The organism is Butyrivibrio sp. AE2032 (assembly GCF_000702965.1).
On record NZ_JNLF01000003.1, the window covers coordinates 679,067 to 705,465 of the forward strand.

The window sequence follows — 26,399 nt, forward strand, 5'->3', positions numbered from 1 at the left end:
TACCATATAGCGATAACTTCTTTATAAACCTCCCATAAACTATAAATTAAAAAAACGGTAATGCATATTCAAATGCACTACCGCCCTGTTGGCATATTATTCTAATTCACATTCTTTATCCTGTCACACTCTTCGTTGCCTGGCTACTGTTATCGCGTCGGATTCCTGCTCAGATTTATTTTCATAATATGTTCTTTTATGCATTTTATGTCTTTTATGTATTTTATGTTCTTTTATGCATTTTATGTCTTTTATGTATTAAAATCTTCCTGTAATTCTGTGTCCATAAGCTTTTTCCAGGATGGGGAAAAGATATAATAGGCGATCATACACAGCATTCCAAAGCCGAAGGAAATAGGAAAACAAAACATCAGATGCCTTCCTCCGATAAACCTGGATATCAAATATGCCGATGGGATTCGTACTGCCCACAGCATCATGAGATTTATGAGGGTCGTATATCTTACTTTGCCTGTTCCGTTTACTATGCAGGATATTGAATTAAACACCGCATACATCCACTGACAAGACAGCATTATCACAACGTTTCTGCCAGCCAGTGCTAAGACGCCCGGGTCCTGGGAAAAGAGACTTAGGATAGGGAATCTCAGTAAAACAAAAATCAGCCCAAATCCCAGTGTAATGGCACCATTTGCAAAAGGGATGACGATCTGTCCCTGCTTAAGACGGTCAATCCTTCCGGCTCCGAAGTTCTGACCGGAATAGGTAGTGGCTGCAGAAGATATCCCAGTTATGGCCATGTTGGCAAGCCCCGTTACTCTTCCAGCTATTGACCAGCCTGCCATGAAAGCAGATCCCTGAGCGTTTATAAGCGTCTGCAGTGCCACATGTCCAAAGGAAAACAGAGAGTTGTTAAGACCGATGGGAAGACCGATAGTCAGGATCATCTTCATCTCGCCTTTGTCGATACCTCTTGGCAAAACAGTAAAACCAAGCCCCGGATATCTTCGCCTGATATAAACAATGCTTACTACCCATGCCAGAAACATGGCTATTCCTGTTGCCAGAGCAACTCCTGCAACTCCGAATTTAAAAGTCCCTACCAGAACAACATCCAGTATGATATTCACAACAGTAGAAACTATCAGAAAGTACAAAGAAGCTTTGCTGTCTCCAAGGCCTCTTAAGATACCGGCATTCATGTTATAACCGATATTCCCGATGGCACCACACAAAACTATCCTTGTGTAAAGAAGCGCATCCTGCCACACATCATCCGGTACATCCATAAACTTTAGAATGACTGGAGCCATAAACCACCCAATTACACTGACAGGAATCCCACACAGATATACAAAGGATATGGCAGTTTTGCAGGCTGTACCTACTCCCTTTTCATCATTAGCTCCTGTATGCTGCGAAATAAGTATGCTCACTCCTGTGCCAATTCCCAGGAAGATGCACAAAAGCACTTCCACAGGCTGAGAGCTTGTGCCAACTGCTGCCAGCGACGTGTAGTCGCAGTAATGTCCTATAACCAGCGTATCTACGGTGGTATAGAGATATTGAAGAATATTGCCAAGTACGATCGGCAGTGCAAACAACAGAATATTCTTCATTATCGGGCCTGTTGTCATATCTATCTTTTTTGCTTTGTTCATAATTCTAAACCTGCTTCAACCATAGCCCTGTGGAATCCGGCAATAGGTATCATGCTCTGTGCAAAGTTCTTAGTGCTGGTAGTCCCCACCAGAACTGCATCCTCCTCTTTTCTCTTACTTCCTGAATAATTAGGGGAATCCGACACTGCCTTCCTGAAGGTCTCCATCCCATATTCAAGATACTTTTGATCCTTAGTCAGATCATAGGCTATGGTCATGGCCTCCAGAAGAAGCGTGTTATTACCAAGCCTGTTAAGCGAAGGCAGCTCCTTGTAATAGAAGATACCCCATTCCTCCACATAGCAGTTTTCAATAAGATCATCAACAGCTCTGATAATAAGGTTCCTTTGTTCCTGGTCCGGAAACTCTCTGTAGTAGCGCATAAGAGAGCCGATGGCAACGGATATCATAAATCCGACCCTGATGATGGTATTATCTGTGTAGGGTGAAAGCCAGTGACCATACTGTTCTTCCCAGGTCTTAAAATCCCCCAGTATCTTGTCGCATTTCTTAAGCCACTTTTTATCACCGGTCTCAATATAAAGAGCTGTCAGTGTGCGCAACGCCCATCCGGTTTCTCTGGCACTGATCTCTCCTGCCTTAGCGTACATGGGCGTATCAAGGAGCCTGTTAACGTTGTCACCAATGCCAAGGGCTGTCTCTAAACCTCTCTCATCACCGGTCAGATGATAATAATCCAGAAGTCCCTCAACCCACTCATGGGAGCAGACCATTTTGCCGTCTATGACATGTCCCACAGTGTGCTCCCACTGTCCTCCCACGTAGATAGGATCTCTGTGGAAATGGCACACGTCAACATCCATCCAATGCCTTGCTGCAGCTATGTTATAATCCAAAAATCGCCTTATCCCGGTCCTTGCAAACATAATCGCACAGGCATGGGGATAATCATATTCGTTGTTACTCCATACAAGCTTTCCGCAGCCTCTTCCCTGGGCCGTGTAGTTGGCATCATAGCAGTCCCCGAAGTTCAGCATTCCATATGCCCTACAATGGCCGTCAGCCCGGGCAATAAGATTCTGTTCAACTTTATAGTCCGCCTTTTTGGAAAAGACATCCGGCCATACTCCAGCGCGCTGATGAACCTTAGGAAGGACATAAGGCCTGTAAGGCATCTGATAGACAATACTCCTATCATTTAAGCTGCTGATGCTCTCCTTTGCTTCGTGGAAATGAATAAGGAATCTCTGCTCCCTTGACATTCCGCTTTGAAGAACTATACTGTTTGCGCCTTCCGGCACCAGGAAAAGAGCTATTCCACTGCCATCAGCCTCTACCGCCTTTGGAAAGTTTTGCTGCGCCTGAAAGATCGTAGCGCAGATACCGGTATCTTCCCCTGTTACATCAGCAAAAAAGGTTCCATAGAAAGTTTCTGCAAAGTGCTCGTTAGCTTCTTTCATAAGCCATTCAGCATCTATGAGTCGTCTTGATGCTGCGCCATCTCCGCCAATATAGTAATCGGTCTTGTAATTAGAGGACGCTGTGATAGCCCTTACCCTGCCAAGGTCTTCTTTTTCTGCAAGCTTATCAGCCTCATCGCTGTTAGACACATGAAAGACTTGTCCATCGCCAGGTTCTCCATCTCTTTTAATACGGTACACAAGAGATTCAACCTCTAAAGGATCCTCCGTATCATTGATTATCCTGTAAGATACTTCTGCATAAGATTTGCCCGCCCAGAAGGTAAGTCCGGCCTCAAAGCTGTAACGCAGGTCACTGTCCTTATTTACGTGGACGCCCTTATTCCTTAAAATAACGCAAAGTGGTCCCTCTTCTACTATCTCCCAGCTTCCGGATCTGATCAGGTATTCGCCCCTGGTCTTTGCAGTTCTAAGCACAGGCCCCTCAAACATGCCTCCTTCGTAAGCTATGTTTCCAAAGGTTACATGATCCAGAAGTTTATCCGAGTTATCACTAAGCCCCAGTTTAAATTCCCTGTCTGTAACATCATCTTTTGTTGACAGTTCATATCCTGCGGAAGTTTTAGTGATCTTAACCGGACTATAGGACGTTACTTCCTTGCTTTCCGCATTCTCATCACTTCCCTGAATCTTGCAGATAAAGGTGCTCTTTTTATTTGCAGGAATATCCGCTATAAATCGTATAAAGACAAAGCGTATGGAGCCGTCTGGGTACCTTGAAGTAGCCTTTACCTGAACTGGCAGATATATCTCTTTTACCGGATCCCAAACAGAAAAGCAGGAAGTATCTGATACAAGCCCCCTCTCAATAGGAAACCCGATACTACAGTGCTCATTTTTCCTGTCGTAACGGTAAAGCTTGTCTATAAATATTTCTATTTCTGTACTCATACAAAATCCTCTCTAATAGGTGTAAGTGATACAATTATTGTATGTCGTCAAATTACGGATTTCCTTAATTTTCATGCGCTATGTGTGAGATTATCTTAGAAATTATGATATATTTAAATTGAATAGTTCAGTATGGAAAGCTTGGAAAGAAGAATGAGGAGGATCAGAAGATGCCCCTGGATATGCCCTCTGATGCACGAATAACGATTCAGAAAAGAAATCTTCCTGCGGATTTCATGATGCCACAGCTGGAAAAAGCTGACAGGCACTACAGTCTTGGCTATATCATCTCCGGAGACAGAAGATTCATCACCCCCTACGAGCGATATGATGTCCATGCAGGCGACATTACTGCCATGCCTCCGGGGTTATATCACCGTACCATCTCCATGAGCGATAAGCCCTACGTAAACTATCTTATAAAGATTTCCCCAGAGATTGCAGAGAGCTTCTGCCATGAAGTAGACGCAGATATCTGGAATTATGTATTTGACTTAAAGCGCTTCTCCTTTGACGAAACCACCCACCACAAAATAGAAACTCTCCTGGCAGACATGCTGGAAATATCAGAAAGCTCAGCCCCCTACTCCGAGACTCTCCTGAAAGGACTGTTCTACAGACTCCTGGTGCTGATAAAGGATGGCAATGCAACCACCGACAGAACCCCCTTCAAGAGCGAGCTTTCTGAGGATATCATGGAGGCCATGTATTATATTGAAAAGAACTATCCCGAATCCATCAAACTATCTGATGTTGCTGCCCGGGTTGGTTTTTCAGAAGGGCATTTTTCAAGGCTGTTCAGTTCACAGGTAGGCACCTCTTTTTCCAGCTATCTGATAAACATAAGGCTAAGACACGCCAAAGAACTCCTAATCAATACAGATCTCCCTGTATCCGATATTGCTCTTCAGACCGGTTTTGGAAGCGGCGACTATCTGTCTGCCTCATTCAGTAAATACGTAGGAGTATCTCCCTTAACCTTTAGATCCGGAAAATACAATATCTGATAGAGTAGGAGGCGGTGGCTAACCGCCGTCCTCTCACAACACCGTACGTACCGTTCGGTATACGGCGCTTTCAATAGTTGACGTGCACAGACTGATAGGCTGTGGCTAAATCATAGAAGCCACTGCTTATCAGTCTTTCTTTTGACATAGCTCGCTTCACCGCAGAAAGGTTGGAGCAGAACCAATGTCCTTTACGGCAATTCGCCGCCATGTGTGCATAGTACTCTGGTATACCCATCCGAATCAGATTTCTCTTCTTAGTCTTAGGCAATTTCCATTGTATCCATATGCACATGCGTATTCTGTGATAGAGCCATCCATTGATGTCATCTAAGTTGTTCTTCATGCTGGCAATCCCATAATAGTTAAGCCACCCTCTAGCATATGCCTTGATTTTCTCTAGGCTTGGCTTGATGGACTGTACAGACTTACGGGAAGATAAGTCTTTCAGCTTGGACTTAAACTTCTTCCATGACTTTGGATGAACTCGGACATATATGCCACTTCCGTTCCTTCCCAATGCAAAGCCAAGGAATTTAAAATTTCGGATTGCAAACACACTTACAGTACGGCTTTTCTCTCGGTTAACTGTAAGTTTTAGTTTCTCTTCAAGATATCTCGTACTACTTTCCAAGAGTCTTTCCGACGCCCGCTTGCTTTTGGCAAGGAGAACTATGTCATCCGCATATCTGATGCAGGGAACACCTCTCTTTAGAAACTCTTGGTCGAACTCATTGAGGTAGATGTTCGCAAGTAGTGGCGATAGGTTACCACCTTGGGGCGAACCTTCCTCTGTATCAATGACCACTCCGTCTTCCATAACTCCACTTTTCAGATAGCGCTTTATGAGCTGTACCACACGTTCGTCCTTCACATTCTTTCGGAGAAGATTTATAAGGATTTCGTGGTTCAGAGTATCGAAATACTTGGATAAATCAAGCACCACCGCAAATGTGTATCCTTGCTCTGCGTACTCTTTGACCTTTAGTATGGCTCCTTTTGCATCTCTGTTTGGACGGTAACCATAGCTTCCATCCGCAAACAGTGGTTCATAGATAGGCACTAACTGTTGGGTTATTGCCTGCTGGAGTGTACGGTCTATCACGGTAGGTATGCCAAGCTTACGCACACCACCATCTGGTTTTGGGATCTCAACTCGCCTGACCGGCGACGGAGTGTACTTTCCACGAAATATACGGTCGGTTAGCTCCTGTTGATGTTCCTTGAGATAAGGAAGTGCCTCTTCGATAGTCATGCCATCAATTCCTGCCGCTCCCTTGTTTGCCTTTACTCTCTTGTACGCTCTGTTAAAGTTGTCTTTATACAGTATCGCTTCTAAAAGTTTCGGCTGTGCACTGTCTCTTTCTTTCCATATCCGATTGAATGACCTACGCGCTTTCGCATACCCTTCATGTTCCGCATTATCTCTTTGCGAACAGCCATTGTTTTCAATGTTTTCTGCCATAAATGGTCATTCCTCCTTTCTCGGTCATACTCAAGACTCCTATTGATTCGGTCCTTCGCCTCTTGGCTACTATGACCTCTGCTGACTTCTGTGCGTTCAGCACCGCCTCGTTTCCTTGTACAGTGGTTACTCCTTTCAGAGCATTTCGCACAGACCTCCCTAGGTACCACACGTTTCTTCCTCTCCATCCGTCTGCCTCATCTATCATGCATGATTCCGTGTAGTTATCGGGCTTCGGCTTGATATGCAGTCTTACCCTCATGCATGACCTCTTATGAGATTTCTGTTCGTCAGACCAGAGATTTGCCCGTGAGTTAGTATGTTCCTCACATCCGGCTTCCTTCAGATTCCACCTCACGATGGACACCCTTGCCTTCGGCTATATCCTTCCCACTACCGGGCGGATTCGGGACTTTAACCCGTTAGAAACGTGCGCCGCTAGGCGCACATAAAAAAAAGGCTCTTCGTGAATCATCACGAAAAGCCTTTTCCAGTGCGGATAACAGGACTTGAACCTGCACGGTCGCCCACTGGAACCTAAATCCAGCGCGTCTGCCAATTCCGCCATATCCGCCTATGTGGCATCCCACACAATTATTAAAAAATAAGTCCCTACTCCAAACAGAATAAGGACGAAATGAGACACGGGGGATTCGAACCCCCGACAACTTGATTAAAAGTCAAGTGCTCTACCACCTGAGCTAGTATCCCATAAACATATTATAAAAACGGCTCAAATGTGTTACCTTTCAGCCGTGAACTGGGCTAGCCGGATTCGAACCGTCGTATGCAGCAGTCAAAGTGCTGTGCCTTACCGCTTGGCGATAGCCCATTGTTTCAACTACTGTAAAGCTGTGTTGCTTAGGGTGGCTAGAGGGACTCGAACCCTCGGTCTCCAGAACCACAATCTGGCGCGTTAACCAACTACGCTATAGCCACCATGTATTGGGATGCTCCACTAGGCTCGTAAAAAACCTCGCCAAGTGTTCTGCATAAAAAAGTGTGCCCGAAGGGATTCGAACCCCCGACCCACGGCTTAGAAGGCCGTTGCTCTATCCAGCTGAGCTACGGACACACGGTAAAAAATGAGTAGATGTATTCATTTTCTGCTTTGGGATGCTCCACTAAGCTCGATAAAACCTCGCTAAGTGGCCACCCATGGTTCGAACCAGATTCGTGAAATACCTCATCAGGTTCTCTACTCAAAGCGGGTGATGGGAATCGAACCCACGTATCCAGCTTGGAAGGCTGGTGTTCTACCATTGAACTACACCCGCAAATATTTTGTTGTCGGCTACGGTTTAACTAATCAGTCGGGGTGACAGGATTCGAACCTGCGACCCCCTGCTCCCAAAGCAGGTGCTCTAGCCAAGCTGAGCCACACCCCGAGACGTTTATAGGCTAAAGCCGTAACGCAAGAGATATTATATAATAGTTTTCAGAGTGTTGTCAACATGATTTTTAAACATTTTTAAAAACTTCTCAAACCCTCATAAATACTTGATTTCCCAGGTTATTTCACCTGAATCTTCAAGATTTAAAATAAGATAACTTGGTCTTCTTCCTTCCTGTCTTGGATAGGAAAGGCTTCCCGGATTAAATAGATAAATCCCATCGGAATTCCTGGCCACAGGCTTATGAGAATGCCCAAAAAAGATCAACTCTGCACCTCTGGCTATTCCCTCTGCCTTGATATTCTCCAGGTCCATTGACACCAGATAGTGATGTCCGTGGGTGGCAAAGCAGCTGTGCCCTGCTATTTCAAACTCCAACTCCCTCTTCAGATCAGAAAAGAAATCATTGTTACCTGCCACAAAATAAACAGGACAATCTGCAGCAAGCGCAAACCTTCCTTCCGAACCTTCAAAGTCCCCACAATGGATTATTCCATCCAGTGGCTCCTCCAGGTCAAGGACTCTATAAAAATTGTCATCATGCCCGTGGGTATCACTGACCACTAAAATCTTCTTCATTATCTCCCGACCACCATAACTTCTTTTTTCATATCACAACTTGGAAAGTTCTTCAGCCAGAAGCTTTTCCATCTCCCTAAGTGCCTTTCCCCTATGGCTTATGGCATTCTTCTCATCTCCTGATAGTTCAGCTGAAGTCTTGCCATACTCAGGCAAAAAGAAAATTGGATCATAGCCAAAACCATTACTTCCGGCGATCTCGTAGCCAATCCTTCCTTCCATTTTGCCAACTGTGTTAAGGCTCTTTCCCCCGGGAAGACATGCTGCGATGGCACATACGAATCTGGCGCTTCGCTCCTCATCCTTAGCATTAGCAAGGCGATCGATTATTATCTGATTCTTCTCGCTGTAGGGAGTGTCCTTCCCAAGATATCTTGCAGAATAGATTCCAGGCTCTCCTCCAAGGTAGTCCACCTCAAGGCCGGAATCGTCTGCCAGAACCACTGTGTTTCCCGCTTCCTCAGGTTCTTTTTCCTTAAGGATGTTGTAGATGGCATCAGCCTTTATTCTGGCGTTCTCAGAAAAGGTACTGCCATTTTCCTCCACGTCCACATCAACTCCCGCTTCCTTCATGGACAAAATCTCTGCATCAAGGCCTCCAAGGATCTGCCTGATCTCCCTCATTTTGTCCTTATTTCCCGTTGCAAAAACTATTCTCATTCCATCACCTCAAAAGTCTCTAAAATGCCGCTGTATACGCCCTGTGCCAGCCTCTCAATATCCTTCTCCCCAAAGTCGCCCTCTAAATTAATCCTGGTTGAAGGAATCTTTGACGTGCCAAGCACCTCGTTTTCCGGGCGTTCAGGTAATACTCCAAGTCCATCAGTTCCCGACTTAAGGGCACAATTTCTTAGCATTATATCTCCAAATCTGGCATTATCCATGCGCCTTACAAAGTACTTGTCATTGTAGTAAGCTGTAAGACCTCTTTTCCCCTGGGAATCTGTATCTTCAGCAGACAGCTCCACCAAAAGATCCGCCTGGGAATCCTTAATCAGGGAAAGTCTCTTTTCCCTATCAACAGGCTCCTGGGTCAGCCTGGTAAAGTATATCTTGATACCATTCTCCTGATCAGCGTCAGCTACGCCCTTTAGGAAAAGAGCTGTATCCAGTGGTGCATTTCCATCCTCCGGATCCACTACCACTATGTGATCATATTTCTCTGCGGGTCTTGAAAACTTCACCTCAATGGTACTGGACTCCGTCAAAGAGCTCTCATTTACATACAGCTGATCCGTCTGAAAATCCAGACACACACTTCCCGAATCGTTTAGGGAAACGCACACAGCCTTCTCCAAAATGTCCAGGTCTGTAACTATGGGATTGTCCTTATAAAAGCCCTCTTCCCTGCTATCTATATAAATACGAAGCTCGTGGTCAAGATACCCGTCCTCTAAGAGGATGTTGTCTGAACTGACACTGCCGGGCAATGGGATTATAAGTGTATTCTCTTTTCCCTGGGGCACATTCTTGTCGATCAAAAGTGTATAGGAGTTATCCGTAAGGCCTCTATCTAAAGGCGCTCCGGCTGCATCTGTGATTAGGATGTGCTTAGTAGCTGACCTGTGCAGCATCAAAGTTATAGAAACAAGAGCAAACACTGAGGCTCCAATGGCCACTTTTTTCATCTGTTCGTTAGTCATGTGTTTCTCTCGTTTCTCCTGGGCGGTTTAGGCCCCATAAACTGATAGAAATAGGTCTTGATCATACCGTTGTAGATCTTCCTGTTCTTATCAGCCTTTCTTCCTATATATTTCTCTGCCTGATCAAAGCCCGTGATAAGATACATGGACCAGTCATCCAGTGCCTTATATCTCTCTCCGATGGTGCGATAAAGCTGCGGAAGCTCCTTCTGGTCACCGATTCTCTCACCGTAAGGTGGATTGGTGATCAAAAAGCCATATTTCTTCCTGTGGCTAAGATCCGCTATATCTCTTGCCTGGAAGTGGATCATGTTCTCCACCCCGGCCTTTCTGGCGTTAATCCTGGCTATCTCGATCATCTCTGGGTCAAGGTCATAGCCCTGAATGTCTGTCTCTACGTCTGTTATGATCTCGTCCCTGGCCTCATCTCTCACATCCTGCCAGTTCTGGGGAGTGATGATGTGGGTCCAGCTCTCTGCCGTAAAGTGCCTTGTCATGCCCGGCGCAATATGTGCTGCCATCATGGCCGCCTCAATTGGAATAGTTCCACTTCCGCAGAAAGGATCGATAAGTATCCTGTCTGCATGCCATGGAGTCAGCATGATAAGTGCAGCAGCAAGATTCTCGGCTATAGGAGCCTTGGATTCCAGCTTTCTGTAACCTCTCTTGTGAAGGGAATCTCCTGTGGTATCAAGGGCCACAGTGACCTCATCCTTCATAAGGAATACTCTCACAGGGAAATCCTGTCCATCCTCCTTAAACCAGTCAGTGTGATAGCTGGTCTTCATCCTCTCCACCATGGCTTTCTTCATGATGGACTGAATATCTGATGGGGAAAAGAGCTTACTCTTCACACTACTTGCTTTCTTGACCCAGAACTTTCCATTCTCCGGAATGAATTCCTCCCATGGAAGGCTCTTGGTGCCCTGGAAAAGGTCCTCAAAGCTCTCAGCGTGGAAGCTTCCCACCTTGATAAGGATCCTTTCAGCAGTTCTAAGGCCAATATTGGCACGACAAACAGCGTCCGGATCACCAGCAAAGGTAACTCGTCCGTCTGCCACCTCGGTAATGTCGTAGCCGAGGTCTATTATTTCTTTTTTAAGTACTGCTTCCAGGCCAAAATGGCATGGAGCTATTAGTTCAAACTTCATCATACCCAAGATTGTACCACAGATTTATGCTATGGAAAAACCCGGATGATAATCATCCGGGTCGTTCCTTAATGTATTTACGAAAGGGAGCAACTAAAATAGTTGTCACATCACTTTATGATGTGCAAAAATGCAAGGAGCTTAGCCATAAGACCGGTCTTAACTGCGATTGCAGCTGCTGCAACCACTACTACTGTTCCTCCTGCAATAGGAGCTACAGGAACCTTTCTCTCTGGCTTATCGCTCTTTGGAGCCTGCTCATCAACGATGGTCTTATCTGAGCCATTGTCTACTGCAGCGTTCTCAGTTGCAGCGCTGTTATCCTGCTGAGCATTTTCCTGAGTTGCACTGCTGTCTGCCTGAGCAGCCTCGTTTGAAGAACCATTATCTGACTGTGTGCCTTCAGATGATCCGGTTCCATTATCTGATGAAGTACCATTCTCACGGGTTGCACCGGCTACTACAGGAGTATTTGTCTGACCGGTAACTGTTGTACCTGTCTGAGCCACTTCTCCGGTAGGAATTGTAGCACCTGTAGTGCTTGAGCTTGAAGCACTTGAAGCTGCTGATGTGCTCTCAGAGCTGCTGCCGGATTCGCTTCCTGTGCCGTCTGAGCTTTCTGAGCTACCGGATCCGCTTCCTGATCCGCTTCCTGAAGATGAACTTCCGGATGTGTTTTCTGATGTACTTCCTGAGGTGCTTCCTGATGTTGAAGAGCCAGAACCAGCTTCTCCAGATCCGCTGTTCTCTTCCTCAGACTCTTCATCATTCTTAGCATCATCTGCAGAGCCTGCGATATTTCTTTCATCTGTAACTGCTTCGTAGTCTCCGCCAATGTTAGCTGCTACTTCTGAAGCACTTAAACCAGCTGCAGACATAGCCTCTATGGCCTTGTCGGTGAGCTTCATGAAGTCTCCAAGATCAATTGATCCGTTGGAGGTTCTAAGGGAAGCTGCCACTGCGTAAGGATCTGATGAGTTAGCATACGGAGCATCAAGTGATACAAACCAGTCGCTTGTCACTGCAAGTCCTTCGCTATTTGTTGACTTTCCATCCTGCCAGAAGAAGTTCTTTTTGCCATAGATCTTGGACTTATCCTGTGTGCCCTTAGCCTTGATATTTTCATTTGTGCTTTCACCGGTTGTTCTGAAGGAGATAACTCCATCAACCAGATAATCAGTGTTAGCAGTATCGTTTGTATAAAGAGCTACGTTGTTGCTTCCGTTGTTGAAGGACATGCTGTTGTAAACCTGGATATCAGGACCAGAGTTAGAGTCGATACCCTTAGCCTTATTGCCCCAAGCAACAGAGTTGATGAGCTTGTGAGGACCATTGATGCTTGATCCACCCATCTTGAAGCCGTTACCGTTACCTTCTTCTTTTCCATCAACGCCATAACCGTTTGCGAATGCAACACAGTTTCTGATAGTAACCTGTCCGATGGATCCGGTCTCTACCTTAGCAAACAGATCCCATCCATCATCAGCGTTGTTGTATGCAATACATCCGTCAAATACTACGCCTTCACCAACTGTAAGCTTTGCAGCAAATCCGTCAGCATCCTCGTAACCTGCATCCGCATTGCTGTAGGATGTGCAGTTAAGGATAAGGTCATAGCTTGGCCATTCATCTCTGTCATCACTTCCAAGATATCTGCTTACCTGGATACCGGTGTTACCATTCTCATAAGTACGAACATCCTCAAGAGTGATATGGCTTCCTGATACCTGGATACCCTTAAGTGAATTGCCTGACTTTGTGCAGTCGATGCCATTTACATACCAATAATCACCTGCAAAGATAAATCCTGCGCAGGACTTGTTAAAGTCGAAGATCGCTCTTCCGTCCTCAGCCACCATCTTGATAGGCTTTGAAGGAGTTCCGTCGATTCCTCTTTCTACCTTAACAGTGCTACTTAAGCTGTAGGTACCGGCTGCAAGTCTGATGGTCTGACCTGGCTGTACATACTTAACAGCTGTGTAGATATCAACAGGGTTTTCTTTTGTACCATCAGCTCCTGCCTTACCGTCTGCTGAAACATAAACGCTGTCGCTATCATTGATGGTCTCAAACTTAACTGTGTGAGTAAACTCGCTCATCTCATAGGAAGAAAGTCTCTTGTACTGATCTCCCTCAGGGAAGAAGAACTCACTTGGGATAAACTTAACATTAAACTTGTTGTCGCCCCTTGCCAGCTTGGTAGTTACAGTTACTGTCTCATTAGCTGTAACTTCCTGGGCATTTACTAAAACATTTCCATTCTCATCTGAAATAGTAAGGGTTCCATCTGCATTACCTGAGTATGAAAGATCATACTTTGCTGTATTAGAGTAGGTTGCAGAAACAATCTTATAATTTGGTGCTACGTATGTAATATCTCTATCTTCTGCAGGAGCATCATCCTCAGGATTTGTCCTTACAATCTCGATATCTGAGAAGGTAGCCTTAAAGGTTCTTGAAGCATAGAATCCAACATATACATGGTCTGGATCAAGCTTTGAAAGAGCCTCTGTATCATAGAACTTTCTTGTGCAAAGCTCGTTGTCATTTTCATCAAGGTAGCTTACAAAGTATCCTGTGTTGTTCTTCTGGATTCTAAGTCTTACCTTTGTAAGAGTGTTGTCTACAGTACCCTGAACAGTTCCTGAAGACTCTTTTCCAAAGAGGTTATATGTACCTGTTCCCTTTGTTCCACAGGATATCTCAAGAGGATACATCTTACTTGAGAAATCGTTATTTATTGTTTCTGTGTCATTTGCCTCAAGCAGGTCAAGATTCTCTTGTGTTACTCCTATCTTCTGCTGAGCACCAAGACCAAGCTTCATAGTGATCTTGGAATCAGTCTCATCAAAGGTTGATTCACCCTTTTCTTTGTCATAGTAGTACTCAACCTTAGTACCTGATGCCATGTAGGAGTTGTTCCAGAAAACTGAGGCATCTCCGTTTACACCAACTCTGTCACAAGCCATAAGACCGAAGCCTTCCTGACCGTTTGTGAATGCCCAGGTATCAATAGTTGCTGTAGCTGTAAAGGTGAAGTTCTTATCAGCAGGAAGTGTAGCATAGAAGAATGAAAGTCCATCTGTGCTGGCAGGAACGATCTTTCCCTTATTTCCTGTATTCCAAACAGTTACTGATCCATTGTCATAGGTCTCGTAACCACAGTTAGTAGAACTGGTTGAAACGCCTGATCCAAAAGCAGCAAATGTCCACTCAATACCGCTTTCCTTAGTCACAGTAAATCCCTGAAGTACTGATACTTCTGATGTCTCCTGGCCACGCTTTGCCACAAGTTCAAAATTATACTTATGTCCAACTGTAAGTCCGTCAAAGGTATAAGCATACTCTGTAGATGTGTTATAAACCACCTCTTTAGGGGTTATGCGTGCGCTCTTTGAAGATTTCTCATTTTCTGTATCAATATAAGTCAGTACATAATCATCAGCCTCTGATACAGAGTAGAACTTAACAGTAACACTTCCATTTCCCTTGTTTGTTGCATTCTTGAAGGCAGGTGCTTTCAGTTCATAGGTAAAAGAAATTTCCTTTGACTTGTCACTTGTCTTAACTTCCTCTACGTCATCCCTTGAAAGAGTTGCTGTGAAGTAGTACTTTCCTGTCCTCTCAGGAGCAAAGGTAAACGCAAACTCCTCAACTTCCTGTAGAGATTTGGAAGTCCCCTTTTCCATGCCCTGTTCGTCATACATGGTAACTACAAGAGTATCTCCACCATCTTTGCCGATCAAAGAGCTTACTTTTACTACAATCTTATTTTCATCATTTATGCTGACATCTGTGATCTCAGGTGCCTTAACCTCTGACCAGTCAGCTCTCTTAACTTCTACAGGAGCGCCATCTGTAACTTCTACCTTGAAGAAGTAGTTGTTATTGATATCACCACCAAGATAATATGTTCCAGCCTTCTCAAGTGTAAGTGTTGAGATATAAGGAGAATTCTTGACATATGTTCCCTCTGTTTTAGCAGCAACTTTACCTGTGCTGTCAAGGATTGCAACCTGGCGGTTATCATCTCCGCCCTCTGCCCACCAAACCTTTACTGAAGCATTATCAGCCGATGTGGTGAACTTAATTGCATTCTTTTCTGTAGAAACTGCTCCGCCAAAGTTTACTCTCCGGCCTGATTCATAGCCATCTTCCCACTTCTTACTTGAATCATCCACCTTGGACTTTTCACTGTAAACAAGAGTGAAGTAGCCGTTTGTTCCAGCCTTCTCTGTATCTCCGTCTTTCTTATTACCTGCAGCAAATTTTTCAAGTGCTAAAGATTCAAGTGTTGATACAACAGGCTCTGCAGCCTTATCTTCTGTTACTACTACCTTGAAAATGTAGTTATTATTGATATCACCGCCAAGGTAATATGTTCCAGCCTCTTTCAATTTAAGAGTAGAAATATATGGGGAATTCTTGGCATATGTTCCCTCTGTAATAGCTGCAACTTCTCCCTTTCCATTGAGAATTGCCATCTGACGGTTGTCTTCTCCACCTTCTGCCCACCAGATCTTAACTGTTGCAGAGTTAGAAGTAATGAACTTAAGAGCATTCTTATCTGTTGCAGCTTTTCCGCCAAAGTTTACTCGCTGACCAGATTTATAACCATCCTCCCATTCCTTGGAAGAAGCGTCCACTTTAGACTTTGCACTGAAGACAAGTGTAAAGTAATCATCGGTTCCAACCTTTTGTGTATCACCATCCTTCTTGCCCGCTGTAAATCCTTCAAGACCTGATGCCTCAAACACGAACTCTGATGTCTCAGAAGCTGTACCTGCTGCAGGTGCCTCAGGTGCATCCTGGCTTGTTCCGTCAGGGAATGTGATTGTCATGTCATCATTATTAGCTGTAAATGGATCCCATTCTCCAAGGAAAGCTGCTACAGAAATAGCTGTTCCGTCTGCAAGAACTGCATCCTTTGGCTGCTGTACCCATGAAACACGAGATGAGCTGTTATCTACCTTGGCTACTTCAAATGTGCCATACTCAACGTTTCTTGCTGACTCTCCGCCAAGGGTTGTGTTCCAACCTTCTGGCTGAATGAGAGAAACCTCTGAACTCTTGTCATATGTATACTTACCATCTGCTCCAAGAGTCCAGTTGGTAGCTTCAACAACTGTATCAAAGAATACTGCCTCTGAAGTGTTTGCCTGCCATGGTCTTCCGAACTGACCAGGCTTTGATGTGTGTGCAGATGCTGTATCAACGCCTGGAGTTGTGCTCTTAACTGTACAGTTGTACATAAGATATCCGCGGCTTGATGCTGACTGCTGCTGAGCTGCTGTGATGTAAGCAACATCGTTCTTGTCCTCGCTTGTGTTAAGAACAAGGTCACACTTAGCAAATACTGCTGTCATTCCACCAAAAATATAATCTGTTCCACCATATACTGCGCAGTTGTAGAATGCTGCTGTTGTTCCTACTGCACCATAGAGTGTATCCTGACGTCCAACAATGCGACATCCCTCGAAATATGCCTCCTTAGCTGATGCTGTAAGAGCAAGTGCTGCAGCTCTTTCTACATATTTCTTTTCCTGAACAGTTGTGTCACCTGCTGCCATGGAAGCTCTTGCTACTGTTCCTTCTTTAGCTCCGCTATTAGGAACGATAACATCCTCTGCAGCCTTCTGTGACTGATACTGGTTAAATGAGTTCTCAAAAATAATATTCTTAGCTTCAAATCCGGATGCATTTACTACTACTGATGCATTCCAGTATGTGCCTGTTCCTGAGCCAGGGTTAGCAACTGATGCATAGCCATTTGCCTTGTTTGCAGCAAGAACTTCTGCATCATACTTGTAATCGCTGCCCATGCTGTAGTAGCTGTAACCATGTCCGTAGTACCATGTGATACGAACAGCATTTCCATCAATGCCAACGCCTGAATCTGTAAGTGTGTTTGTAGGAACTGAGCTTGCATTTGCAAGTGTTACATCAGGAACATCAACAACAAGCATTTCTTCGTAGTTACCTGGTTCGATGTTGATTGTAACTCTCTCTCCGTCCTCCCTATTCATAATACGAACTGCCTCAAGAGCTTCGCCTATTGTTGCAAAATCTGCTTTATCAGAAGAGCCAACCAAAAGCTCTTTCTTGTACTCCGTCTGATAGACTGTGGCGATCTTAGTAATATAGGATGTTCCAAGAACTGTTATGTCAAAAGTTCCTGCTTCGCCCTTGTAGTCATATGTGAATGTATCATTCTGACTTGTTGATTCGGTCAAAACGTTAACTGATTTCTCAGCGTCATTCTCAAAATAGTATGAATACTGATAGTTAGCAGTTACCTTAATCTGGCATGCTCCCTTTACAGGAACTGAAATCTTACCAGCTCCGGAATACAGGTATGTATTATTATGGGATCTTCCGTTTGTCCATGAAAGTCCGTTGTAATTTCCTTCTGTTACATTCGCAAACTTTGCTGTAAATGCTGCATCAGAGAAATCCCACTCTGTAATATCAGATGAGAAGTTAATGGTCTTGGATACGTTCGCCCCCTTAACAATAAGGTTGCTAGTCAGTCTCTGTACAAAAGCTCCTGAATTTGTAACTTTTACAACGTACTGACCATCCCTTAAGACGATGTCATTAAGTCCTGTGAACTCGTAAACATATCCGTCAGGTACGAACTCTTTTTCCACATCAAGTCTTGTGAATGTGAATACAGCCTCTGCAAGGTCTTCCTTGCTTGCTCCTTCCGGAACAATCGTTACCTTATATACAGGCTTTGCTTCAAACTCTATAGCAGCATCATCTGCCTTAAACTCAGTTGTCAAAAGATCATAGTCTTCAACCACTGCAACCTGCTCTTTATCTGCAACAGAAACATCGTAGGTCACATTCTTCTGAAGCCTGGTCTCAAACTCGATATCTGATCCTACTTTTTTAAGGTTGATGACAGGAACAAATACAGAATTCTCATCCTGTGCTTTAAATGTGAACTCAGCGCCATCAATGAACTTATCTACAGCATCCTCAGCAATACCTTTTACAGTTCCGGATACTTCAACAAGGTCAACTGAGCTTACCTCAATATTCATTTCTGCGTCATCTGAAATATTAACAGTCTTGTCTGTTGTGATGACATATTCATCAGCACCCTCAAGTGAAAGCTCGTAGTCAAAGCCACATGCAAGCTCAGCTGTGTACTTGCCATCAACAACAGTAGCCTTTACTTCATTGCCGTTCTTTGTATTAGTAAATACTACGTCAAATGAGTCTGTTCCAGTAAATCCAATAACTGTACCTGTAAGGTTTGCATAAGAAGCATGCTCACGGGTAACTCTTGCTACAACCAGTTTCTCATTCGCTGAATAGAACTTGTACTTGGCTGTCTGAGATGGATAGCATACAAACTTGCTTACCATTGAGCTGCCCAAAGTATGGGTATAGGATGTATCATCACTAGAATCAGACATATTCACAAAATGAATTTCGCTGTCACCATTGTTACGTGAAACGTACGCAGTGATTATGTCGTCCGCCTGACACTCCAATGCAAGATACACAGACTCATTAGAGCTTTTATTGGAATATAAATATCCACTATAAACATTTCCATCAGAGTCTTTAAGAGACTTTTCGTCAGCATGTGTTAAGGCGGAATTTATAGTTCTAAGTTTATGTGTATTAGAGTTTCCACCATCATTAAACACAAAGTCTCCGTCATCTACAGAAAACGAAGCAATATTCTTACCAGTGCTTCCTGGTTCAACCCCATCATAGAATCCATTGATGGTATCAACATCAAGTCTGTTGTTATACTCATCTCCAAGATCCTCTGCGCCGAAGTCCCACACATCTGTCTTGTTGTAATCAAAATCTCTGGAAGATGAAGAAGGATCATATGTTGAATATTCTGACGCAGCATCAGCTGTTTTCTCGGATGACTTCTTACCTGTTGCTTCAGCATCTTTCTCATCAGACTTCTCTACAGTTTCAGTCTTTTCTGAGGATGCTTCATCTGAAGAGTTTGATTTTTCATCCTTATCAGAAGATCCTGTTCCGTTGCTTTTCTCATTAGCATCGCCAGACTCTTCTCCCTTTGCAGAATCTTCACTTCCTGATCCTGTGCTTAAAGAATCCTCCCCTGGTGTTTCCTGTTTCTCTTCGGCACCAGAAGATTTCTTTTGCTCTTCGCCTTCGGTGCTTACAGAGCTGCCTTCAGAAGCAGCACCATCAGTACTTGCAACGCTGCTTGCCTGTTCCCCTGCACCTTCTGTCACCTGTGCGTCATTAGCTTCTCCGGTCTCTGCATAAGCCATAGCACCTGACATAGCTCCCGGAACGTTAGACAGTCCCAGTACTACAGACATGATGGCAGCAAAAACCTTTGCCCCCGTTTTTCCCCTTTTCGTTCTTTTTACCATGTTGCTCCTCCCAATTCGTAACATAGTTTATACTTTTTTAATAATGTAAACGCTTACATTATTCTAAAACGTGTTTCTATCTTAACATAGGAACTTTGACGAAAACAATAGGAAAGCGAAAGTATTTTTCATTATTATGCCTAAATAATCAACAAACTTTCAGGACAACATTTGTGCGCTTTTTACAACGGCTTAAATGATAGCGTTTTCACAAATTTGGCAATTCTTCTTTGATTCTAAATTTTGTTTATATTTTGTTTATAATCCAAAACTTTATTCTGTGATACAGTTTCCAAAAGTCAATAAAAAAGGACTGTTGCAACTATCAATTTGCAACAGCCCATAAGCTTTAATCTTTTATTTTCTATCCTTAACAATTGGTGGAATCTGAGAAACAAGATTATCGATATGTTCAAACACACTACTCTTTGTGGTTCCAAGCGCATTGACCCTGGCAAGCTGATCAGTCAGTGCGTCATACTTGTTATTGATATCTGCAAAGCTGTTTCCGATACTTGAAAGCTCATCGGAAGCTGCATCAGCTGTATCATTGATTTCCTGTTGAACTGCATTGGCGCCATTGGCACTTTCAATGATCTCTTTGAAGGTATCCTTGGTCTCATCCACCTCTCTAAGACTTCTGTCCATGGCAGCTATGGAATTCTCCATGCTTGAAGAGAGTTTCTCACTCTCCTGGCCTGCTGCCTCAATGCTTGCATTTACCTGGCTGATCAAAACCTTGATCTCATCTGCCAGCTCCCTGACCTCAGTTGCTACAACCGCAAATCCTTTACCTGCTGCACCGGCTCTTGCAGCCTCAATAGAAGCATTCAAAGCCAGCAAGTTGGTCTGTGTAGCTATACCAATGATCTGTTTCATGTAATCTGATATCTGGTCAACAGCGCTCTTGAAGTTTTCAAAGCCCTGTGTCATCTCATCAAAGCTAGCCCTTACCTCGTTGGAGCTGGTCTTTAACTCTTCCACCTTGTTCTGGGCATTGTCTACACTCTTTATAATGTTGACCTTAACATCCTCAAACTTCGAAGCACTGGTATTAACTGCCTCAAACATCTCGTTGAAGGCATCCATCTGCTCTCTGAGTCTTGCGTTACTCTCCATAACAGAATTGATAGCTTCACCCATGTCATGGATTTCCGTCAGTGAATTAAGCTCATTCTGTACCAGATCTTTTTGAAACTTCTCAATAGAGTCAGCTATATAAACGAGAGACTCAAGGCGCTCGCCATCATCAGGAGCGCTTACTACCTGCGCCTTCTGAACTTCTACTACATCTTTTTTCTTAAACAAATCTGTAATCATATTGGTCTCTCCTTTTATTCAAATACGACACAGGTCATAGTCTGGTTAACGAACTGGGAATTATAGTGCTCTCCGAATCCGATAAGTCCACAGGAGGTTCCCAAGGAGGCAATCTTGCCAAGATAAGTATTAAGCTCGCCTCGTTCCTTCAAAACCAGATAGCGGAAAATGCAGTTAACGGAATAAATTCCTGAAATCCTGTTAAAATCTGACTTGATACGGCTCACGGTAGAAGCTGCAACTTCCATAGGATCACGCATCTCAAGAAGTGTTAAAATATCCGAGTCATTGGCCTGACGATATAGGATAAGACCGGTACCGGAAACATCCTTAATAGACATAATGCAAACATCATTTCCAACCATCTTACCCAGAGGATTCTTAAAGGTCTGATTGATGATATCCTTATCTGTAGTCGCTCCGGTAAGCTCCATGTATACCTGTTTTGCAGGACGACCATTTAGCTCTCCCAGATAATATTTTGTCCTGTCAGTTCTGGAAGCAACCAGCTGCCTGTTATCCTTTGGAACATAGATATTCTCTTTATAGGTCTTAACTCTGCCACCTTCATTTCGAACAACAGCATAAGCCATACCATCGGTGTAGATCTTACCATTACAGGAAACTTTTCCGGCATCTCCGGTAGCACCCATAACCTGCAGATTGTATCTGTCCACAAGTCCCCGAAGGGTTGTCAGAACCGATGCATCATTTCCAGTACAAAAATCGATGATGGCTGTATTTTCCTTTCCGGGAGCCACCTTTTCTATATCTTTTTTAAGCCTGCTGATGTATCTTGCCGGCATCTTGGAGACATCCTCCAGAATTCCCGTTGCTACAGTCACGCCTTCTGAAAAAGCCATGACCGATACGCCCTTTTCCAAAATCGCTGAATCGTAGCCCATACCCACGCATCCAATGCTGGGAACACCGGGATATCGCTGCTCAATGTCTGCAACCGCCTTGTCAAATCCCTCTTCACTGCAGGTAAATACAATGAGCTTAGGAGCTGAAAGTCCGCTTACAGCTGCACTCACGTTACATGATGGGTCCTTTCCGTAAAACATTTTCATTTGGCATGTCTCCCTCTTTAATTTGCACTCAACAAAAAAGTGGCATAGAAGAATACAATTCTTCCAACCCCCTATTACAATTATCTTAAATCATGCTAATATTATCAAGTTAAAATTATATTAATTATCGTTATGTCGATTCCGCAAAGCAAATAAAAAACAGCGATCACACATATAATGCAATCGCTGTTTGTGTTGAGTGTGCGTGACAGGATTCGAACCCACGACCTTCTGGTCCGTAGCCAGACGCTCTATCCAGCTGAGCTACACGCACTCAAGCCAATATCGGCAACAAATAATATTATATTCATGCCTCATGGCTTTGTCAAGAAAAATTATGTATCCTTTTCAGCCTGCTCTAATGCCTTGGTTTCCGTAACAAGTTTTTCCATGTCAGGGCGGGCAAACTCGAAGCAAGCCAGAAGCTTTTCAGAAAATACTCCGCACTCACCGTTCTTGATCATCTCGTAGGCCTTATCCATAGGATAAGCTGCCTTATATACTCTGTCGCTGACCAAAGCATCATATACATCAGCCAAAGCAGTGAACTGTGCTCCTATAGAGTTCTGTTCACCTTTAAGGCCGTCGGGATATCCTTTTCCATCGTATCTTTCATGGTGATGCCTGCAGATGTCCAGACACATCTCGTAATACTCTTTATCCTGGACATCCTTGATCATCTCTATGATCTCACTACCTCTGGTGGTATGAGATTTCATAACTTCAAATTCTTCATTGGACAAACGTCCCGGTTTAAGCAAAATGGAATCCGGAACAGAGATCTTGCCAATATCATGCATGGCTGAGGCCTGGGTAATAACATCAACAAGGTGAGGAGTAAGCCCCATCTCCGGATAATTGTTCATGGCAGTCAGGGCAAGGATCCTAACGAACCCCTTGATCCTCTTTAGGTGATAACTGGACTCCATGCTTCTGAACTCAACGATGGTAGCTATGGTATCAATAACCTTCTCGTTGCTGTTCTTAAGCTTTTCTTCCTGTTTTTTAAGATATACAAACTGCTTTTTCAGGACTCTGGTCTGGTCATCAACCTGATTCTCCAGCTTATTCTTGTGATCATAGAGCTCAATAGTTCTCGAAACACGCCTGTCTACAATGACGGGATCAAAGGGCTTATGGATAACATCCGCAGCGCCTTTTTGATAACTGGTACGCTCTGCTTCCGTAGAGGTATCAGCAGTGATCATCAGAACCGGGATGGTTTCATTAAGGTTGTCCCTCTTTGCCATTTCCTCAAGAACAGCATAGCCATCCATCTCAGGCATGACAATATCGAGAAGGATCGCCGCCAGTTTTGTGCCCTCCGCCTCCATTATCTTAATAGCCTCTAAACCGTCTCCGGCTTCCAGGATATTATACTTATCCTTGAAGATCTCTCCAAGAATACCTCTGTTGATCTCATTGTCATCAACTACGAGAATTGAACGATTTGCCATACAACCTCCAGGATAAGGTTCGATCACGGAAATCGGGGGATTTCCTATCTCACCTTTCTACTATAGCTGCGCATCCCATTCCGCCACCAACACAAAGAGTCGCAAGGCCCTTGTGAACATCGCGCTTTTCCATCTCATGAAGCAGAGTAACAAGAATTCTGTTTCCGGAGCAGCCTACAGGATGTCCAAGAGCTATAGCGCCACCGTTTACGTTGAGGACGTCATTGCTGAATCCAAGATCATGCTGAACAGCCACCGACTGAGCTGCAAAAGCTTCGTTTGCCTCAATAAGATCAAAATCACCTATTGAATATCCAGCCTTTTTCATAACCTTCTGTGTAGCAGCTACAGGACCTATTCCCATGATGCTTGGTTCTACACCTGCAAGTTCACCTGCTATCCAGGTAGCCATAGGCTTAACTCCAAGCTCTTTTGCCTTTTCTTCACTCATGACAATTATTGCTGATGCTGCGTCATTGATTCCTGATGAGTTAGCTGCTGTAACAACTCCGCCATCCTTCTTGAACGCTGGCTTGAGTCCTGAAATACCTTCTACAGTAACGCCCTTACGAGGGCCTTCATCTGTATCAAAAATAATTGTCTCTTTCTTTTTCTTTACCTCTACAGGGACTATCTCGTCCTTGAACTTTCCTTCTGCAATAGCTTTTTCAGCCTTATTCTGTGACCATGCTGCGAATTCATCCAGCTGCTGCCTTGTGAGATTCCACTGCTCAGCAATATTCTCAGCCGTAATACCCATGTGATATCCGCCAAAAGCATCTGTCAGAGCATCCTTTATCATCGCATCCTGTAATTCACCTGATCCCATACGATATCCGTAACGTCCCTGCTGCATAAGGTAAGGAGCCATTGACATATTTTCCATACCACCGGCAACGATGATATCTGCATCGCCCATTCCGATGAGCTTGGCTGCAAGATTTACGCAGTGAAGGCCTGATCCGCAAAGGACATTTATAGTAGTTGCAGGAACCTCTACAGGGATACCTGCATTGATTGCTGACTGCCTGGCAGGATTCTGTCCAAGACCTGCCTGGATAACACATCCCATGTATACTTCATCTACCTGCTCTGGCTTTACCCCGGCTCTCTTCAAAGCCTCTTTAATAACTATTGTGCCAAGTACTGGTGCAGGTGTTGTGCTAAGTGTTCCCCCCATGGTACCGATTGCTGTTCTACATGCTCCTGCCAAAACCACTTTTCTTGCCATTGTCCTTTTCCTCCGTGTCGTATTATAAATAATTATAGAAGTGGCATCCCCAATTTATAAGGCTACACCACTTCTATTTTATCATCTTAATGTATGTGTCTCAACGCATTTTAGATTATTTTAACAATCCTTTGTGCTAATAATTCTCATCTTTTTATAAGGCTCAGAGGCAATTCAAGTCCATGTTTCTCCAAAAGCTCTTTATCCTGCAAAATAGTTCCGGCCTCACCATCAGCAATGATCCTGCCTTCATCCAAAAGGACAACCCTGTTGCAGGTATCCAGCACGAAATCCAGGTCATGGGAAGTAACTATTTTAAGGGCTTTGATCTCATTCAGGATCCCGATAAGATATCGTCTGTTCCTGGGATCAAGAGCTATTGAAGGCTCATCCATAATGATGATATCAGGCTCCATTGAAAGAATCGTCGCTATGGCTGCCAGTTTTTTCTCGCCCCCGGACAGCTTGTAATTATGCTTCTTTGCAAGATGAGGGATGTGAACCCTCTCCAAAGCCTCTTTTACCCTTCGGTCAACCTCTTCGTCGGAAAGGCCGTAGTTTCGAGGGCCAAAGGCAACGTCTTCCTCTACAGTTGAAAGGAACAGCTGACTGTCAGAGTCCTGAAACACATATCCAATATGCTCCCTGATGTGATTGAGATTCTTTCTCGTCACCGGGTGACCAGCCACCTCAAGCTCACCCTCATAATCAAGATAAAGCCCCACCAGAAGCTTCATAAGGGTGGACTTACCAATTCCATTGGCACCGATTATCCCGATGCTCTCCCCTTCTTGAGCCACGAGATTCACACCATCCAGGACCTTTTGCCCCTTCTCATAGGAGAAGCTTAGATTCTTTATGCGGAGGGCCTCTCCGTTAATTCCTGTTTTCATAAATGAAATGCCTTTCCATAATACATGTCAAAAGAAATATCCCGAGCCGAAACGTATCGCAAGAAAAATGACAGTCCACGCTATTGCGTAAACCATATCACTTGGCTTAAATCCACGGGTCTTGCTCCAGAACTCACCCCTAAAGCCCCTCAGCACCATGCTTTCATACACAACTCCCGCTCTGTCCATGCTACGAAGAAGCCACTGTCCCACCAGTGGTCCCCAGGCCTTATAATTGATACCCTTCTGGGATGGCGCTCTTAAGGCGTAGGCAGTTGCGATCCTGTCTGCCTCATTCCCCATAAGACCAAAGTACCTGTAGATCAAAAGAATGACCATGACAATCACCTTGGGAATGTGGAGCTTTCGCAGGGCATAGCAGATCTCCTCTATAGAGGTCGTCGCAATAAGGATGTAGGCCGAAAGTACGCAGTAGAAGCCCTTTAGCATCAACGTCAGCATAGACACTAAGCCTCCGGTAACCGGAATTCCTCCTGTTGCCTCTGCCCCGGCCGACAACTCTTTTGCCGTGCCTCCTATGTAAAAGAGTATTTCCTTGTCAAAGAATGGGTTGAATATACCAACAAACAGCACCAGAGGAAGGATCAGCCTCATCCTGTATACTCCCTCTTTAAAGGACAGCTCTCCTGCCACAAATCCAAACACCGGAAAGATCGCCATCAGGATCATTCCCTGGAGGTCATATTTATTGAAGGAGGCCACCACAAGTATGTATAAAACGCAAACAAGCAGCTTCCCCAGAGGATGAATAAGGTTCATCCAATGGGAACGCTGCTGAAGATTCTGAAGCTTATTTAGTTCATGCAGATTATCTTCGATTGCTTTCACTTAA

The 26,399-nt window shown here is 44.3% G+C and carries 16 protein-coding genes and 8 tRNA genes; 1 reads left to right on the forward strand and 23 read right to left on the reverse strand.

Annotated elements, in window-relative coordinates; genetic code table 11:
* Positions 1-251: 251 nt before the first annotated feature.
* Together BO18_RS04795 and BO18_RS04800 are read right to left on the reverse strand one after the other, a co-directional pair.
* On the reverse strand, positions 252-1,622 hold the full coding sequence (locus BO18_RS04795; protein WP_034444078.1) for an MATE family efflux transporter: 1,371 nt from the start codon (positions 1,620-1,622) through the stop codon (positions 252-254).
* Positions 1,619-3,955, reverse strand: a complete 2,337-nt coding sequence (locus tag BO18_RS04800) for a beta-L-arabinofuranosidase domain-containing protein (protein ID WP_066738207.1) — start codon at positions 3,953-3,955, stop codon at positions 1,619-1,621. Before BO18_RS04800 ends, BO18_RS04795 begins: the two co-directional genes overlap by 4 nt.
* 170 nt (positions 3,956-4,125) lie before the next feature.
* On the opposite strand from BO18_RS04800, the gene BO18_RS32440 reads away from it, so the two are divergent.
* Positions 4,126-4,962 carry a helix-turn-helix transcriptional regulator gene (locus BO18_RS32440; RefSeq protein WP_051688501.1) on the forward strand — a complete coding sequence of 279 codons (837 nt, stop codon included), beginning with the start codon at positions 4,126-4,128 and terminating at the stop codon, positions 4,960-4,962.
* A gap of 70 nt (positions 4,963-5,032) precedes the next feature.
* On the opposite strand, the gene ltrA is transcribed toward BO18_RS32440, so the two are convergent.
* From ltrA to cbiQ, 21 genes are all read right to left on the reverse strand, one after another.
* Entirely contained in the window at positions 5,033-6,427 is a 1,395-nt protein-coding gene (ltrA, locus tag BO18_RS04810) for a group II intron reverse transcriptase/maturase (RefSeq protein ID WP_034443583.1), read from the reverse strand.
* Positions 6,411-6,785 carry a hypothetical protein gene (locus BO18_RS35490; protein WP_242856514.1) on the reverse strand — a complete coding sequence of 125 codons (375 nt, stop codon included), beginning with the start codon at positions 6,783-6,785 and terminating at the stop codon, positions 6,411-6,413. Before BO18_RS35490 ends, ltrA begins: the two co-directional genes overlap by 17 nt.
* A 136-nt stretch (positions 6,786-6,921) precedes the next feature.
* A tRNA-Leu gene (locus tag BO18_RS04820) sits at positions 6,922-7,001 on the reverse strand.
* Positions 7,002-7,065: 64 nt separating this feature from the next.
* Positions 7,066-7,138 (reverse strand) — tRNA-Lys (locus tag BO18_RS04825).
* A 49-nt stretch (positions 7,139-7,187) separates the two neighbouring features.
* Positions 7,188-7,259 (reverse strand) — tRNA-Gln (locus BO18_RS04830).
* Positions 7,260-7,292: 33 nt separating this feature from the next.
* Positions 7,293-7,366 (reverse strand) — tRNA-His (locus BO18_RS04835).
* Between the two features lie 62 nt (positions 7,367-7,428).
* A tRNA-Arg gene (locus tag BO18_RS04840) sits at positions 7,429-7,502 on the reverse strand.
* A gap of 131 nt (positions 7,503-7,633) precedes the next feature.
* Positions 7,634-7,704: transfer RNA gene (locus BO18_RS04845), tRNA-Gly, on the reverse strand.
* Between the two features lie 36 nt (positions 7,705-7,740).
* Positions 7,741-7,815 (reverse strand) — tRNA-Pro (locus BO18_RS04850).
* A 102-nt stretch (positions 7,816-7,917) separates the two neighbouring features.
* Positions 7,918-8,400, reverse strand: coding sequence for a metallophosphoesterase family protein (locus BO18_RS04855; RefSeq protein WP_034444080.1), 483 nt, complete (start codon positions 8,398-8,400; stop codon positions 7,918-7,920).
* Positions 8,401-8,433: 33 nt separating this feature from the next.
* Positions 8,434-9,060: an RdgB/HAM1 family non-canonical purine NTP pyrophosphatase gene (rdgB, locus tag BO18_RS04860; RefSeq protein WP_034444082.1), complete on the reverse strand. Its 627-nt coding sequence runs from the start codon at positions 9,058-9,060 to the stop codon at positions 8,434-8,436.
* Positions 9,057-10,043, reverse strand: a complete 987-nt coding sequence (locus BO18_RS04865; protein ID WP_034444084.1) for an N-acetylmuramoyl-L-alanine amidase — start codon at positions 10,041-10,043, stop codon at positions 9,057-9,059. Before BO18_RS04865 ends, rdgB begins: the two co-directional genes overlap by 4 nt.
* Positions 10,040-11,197, reverse strand: coding sequence for a THUMP domain-containing class I SAM-dependent RNA methyltransferase (locus BO18_RS04870; protein ID WP_034447040.1), 1,158 nt, complete (start codon positions 11,195-11,197; stop codon positions 10,040-10,042). Before BO18_RS04870 ends, BO18_RS04865 begins: the two co-directional genes overlap by 4 nt.
* 107 nt (positions 11,198-11,304) lie before the next feature.
* A complete protein-coding gene (locus BO18_RS04875) occupies positions 11,305-19,572 on the reverse strand; it encodes a pectinesterase family protein (protein WP_034444086.1) in 8,268 nt (2,755 codons plus the stop codon).
* A gap of 357 nt (positions 19,573-19,929) precedes the next feature.
* Positions 19,930-20,892 carry a methyl-accepting chemotaxis protein gene (locus BO18_RS04880; protein ID WP_081860911.1) on the reverse strand — a complete coding sequence of 321 codons (963 nt, stop codon included), beginning with the start codon at positions 20,890-20,892 and terminating at the stop codon, positions 19,930-19,932.
* Between the two features lie 14 nt (positions 20,893-20,906).
* Positions 20,907-21,965, reverse strand: a complete 1,059-nt coding sequence (locus BO18_RS04885; RefSeq protein WP_034444088.1) for an FIST signal transduction protein — start codon at positions 21,963-21,965, stop codon at positions 20,907-20,909.
* A gap of 200 nt (positions 21,966-22,165) precedes the next feature.
* Positions 22,166-22,239: transfer RNA gene (locus tag BO18_RS04890), tRNA-Arg, on the reverse strand.
* Between the two features lie 61 nt (positions 22,240-22,300).
* Positions 22,301-23,422, reverse strand: a complete 1,122-nt coding sequence (locus BO18_RS04895) for an HD domain-containing phosphohydrolase (RefSeq protein ID WP_034444091.1) — start codon at positions 23,420-23,422, stop codon at positions 22,301-22,303.
* A gap of 49 nt (positions 23,423-23,471) precedes the next feature.
* Positions 23,472-24,653: an acetyl-CoA C-acetyltransferase gene (locus BO18_RS04900; RefSeq protein WP_034444095.1), complete on the reverse strand. Its 1,182-nt coding sequence runs from the start codon at positions 24,651-24,653 to the stop codon at positions 23,472-23,474.
* 146 nt (positions 24,654-24,799) lie between these two features.
* Positions 24,800-25,546 (reverse strand): energy-coupling factor ABC transporter ATP-binding protein, encoded by a 747-nt coding sequence (locus tag BO18_RS04905; RefSeq protein ID WP_034444100.1) that lies wholly within the window; start codon positions 25,544-25,546, stop codon positions 24,800-24,802.
* Positions 25,547-25,573: 27 nt separating this feature from the next.
* Positions 25,574-26,395: a cobalt ECF transporter T component CbiQ gene (cbiQ, locus tag BO18_RS04910; protein WP_034444103.1), complete on the reverse strand. Its 822-nt coding sequence runs from the start codon at positions 26,393-26,395 to the stop codon at positions 25,574-25,576.
* Positions 26,396-26,399: the final 4 nt, after the last annotated feature.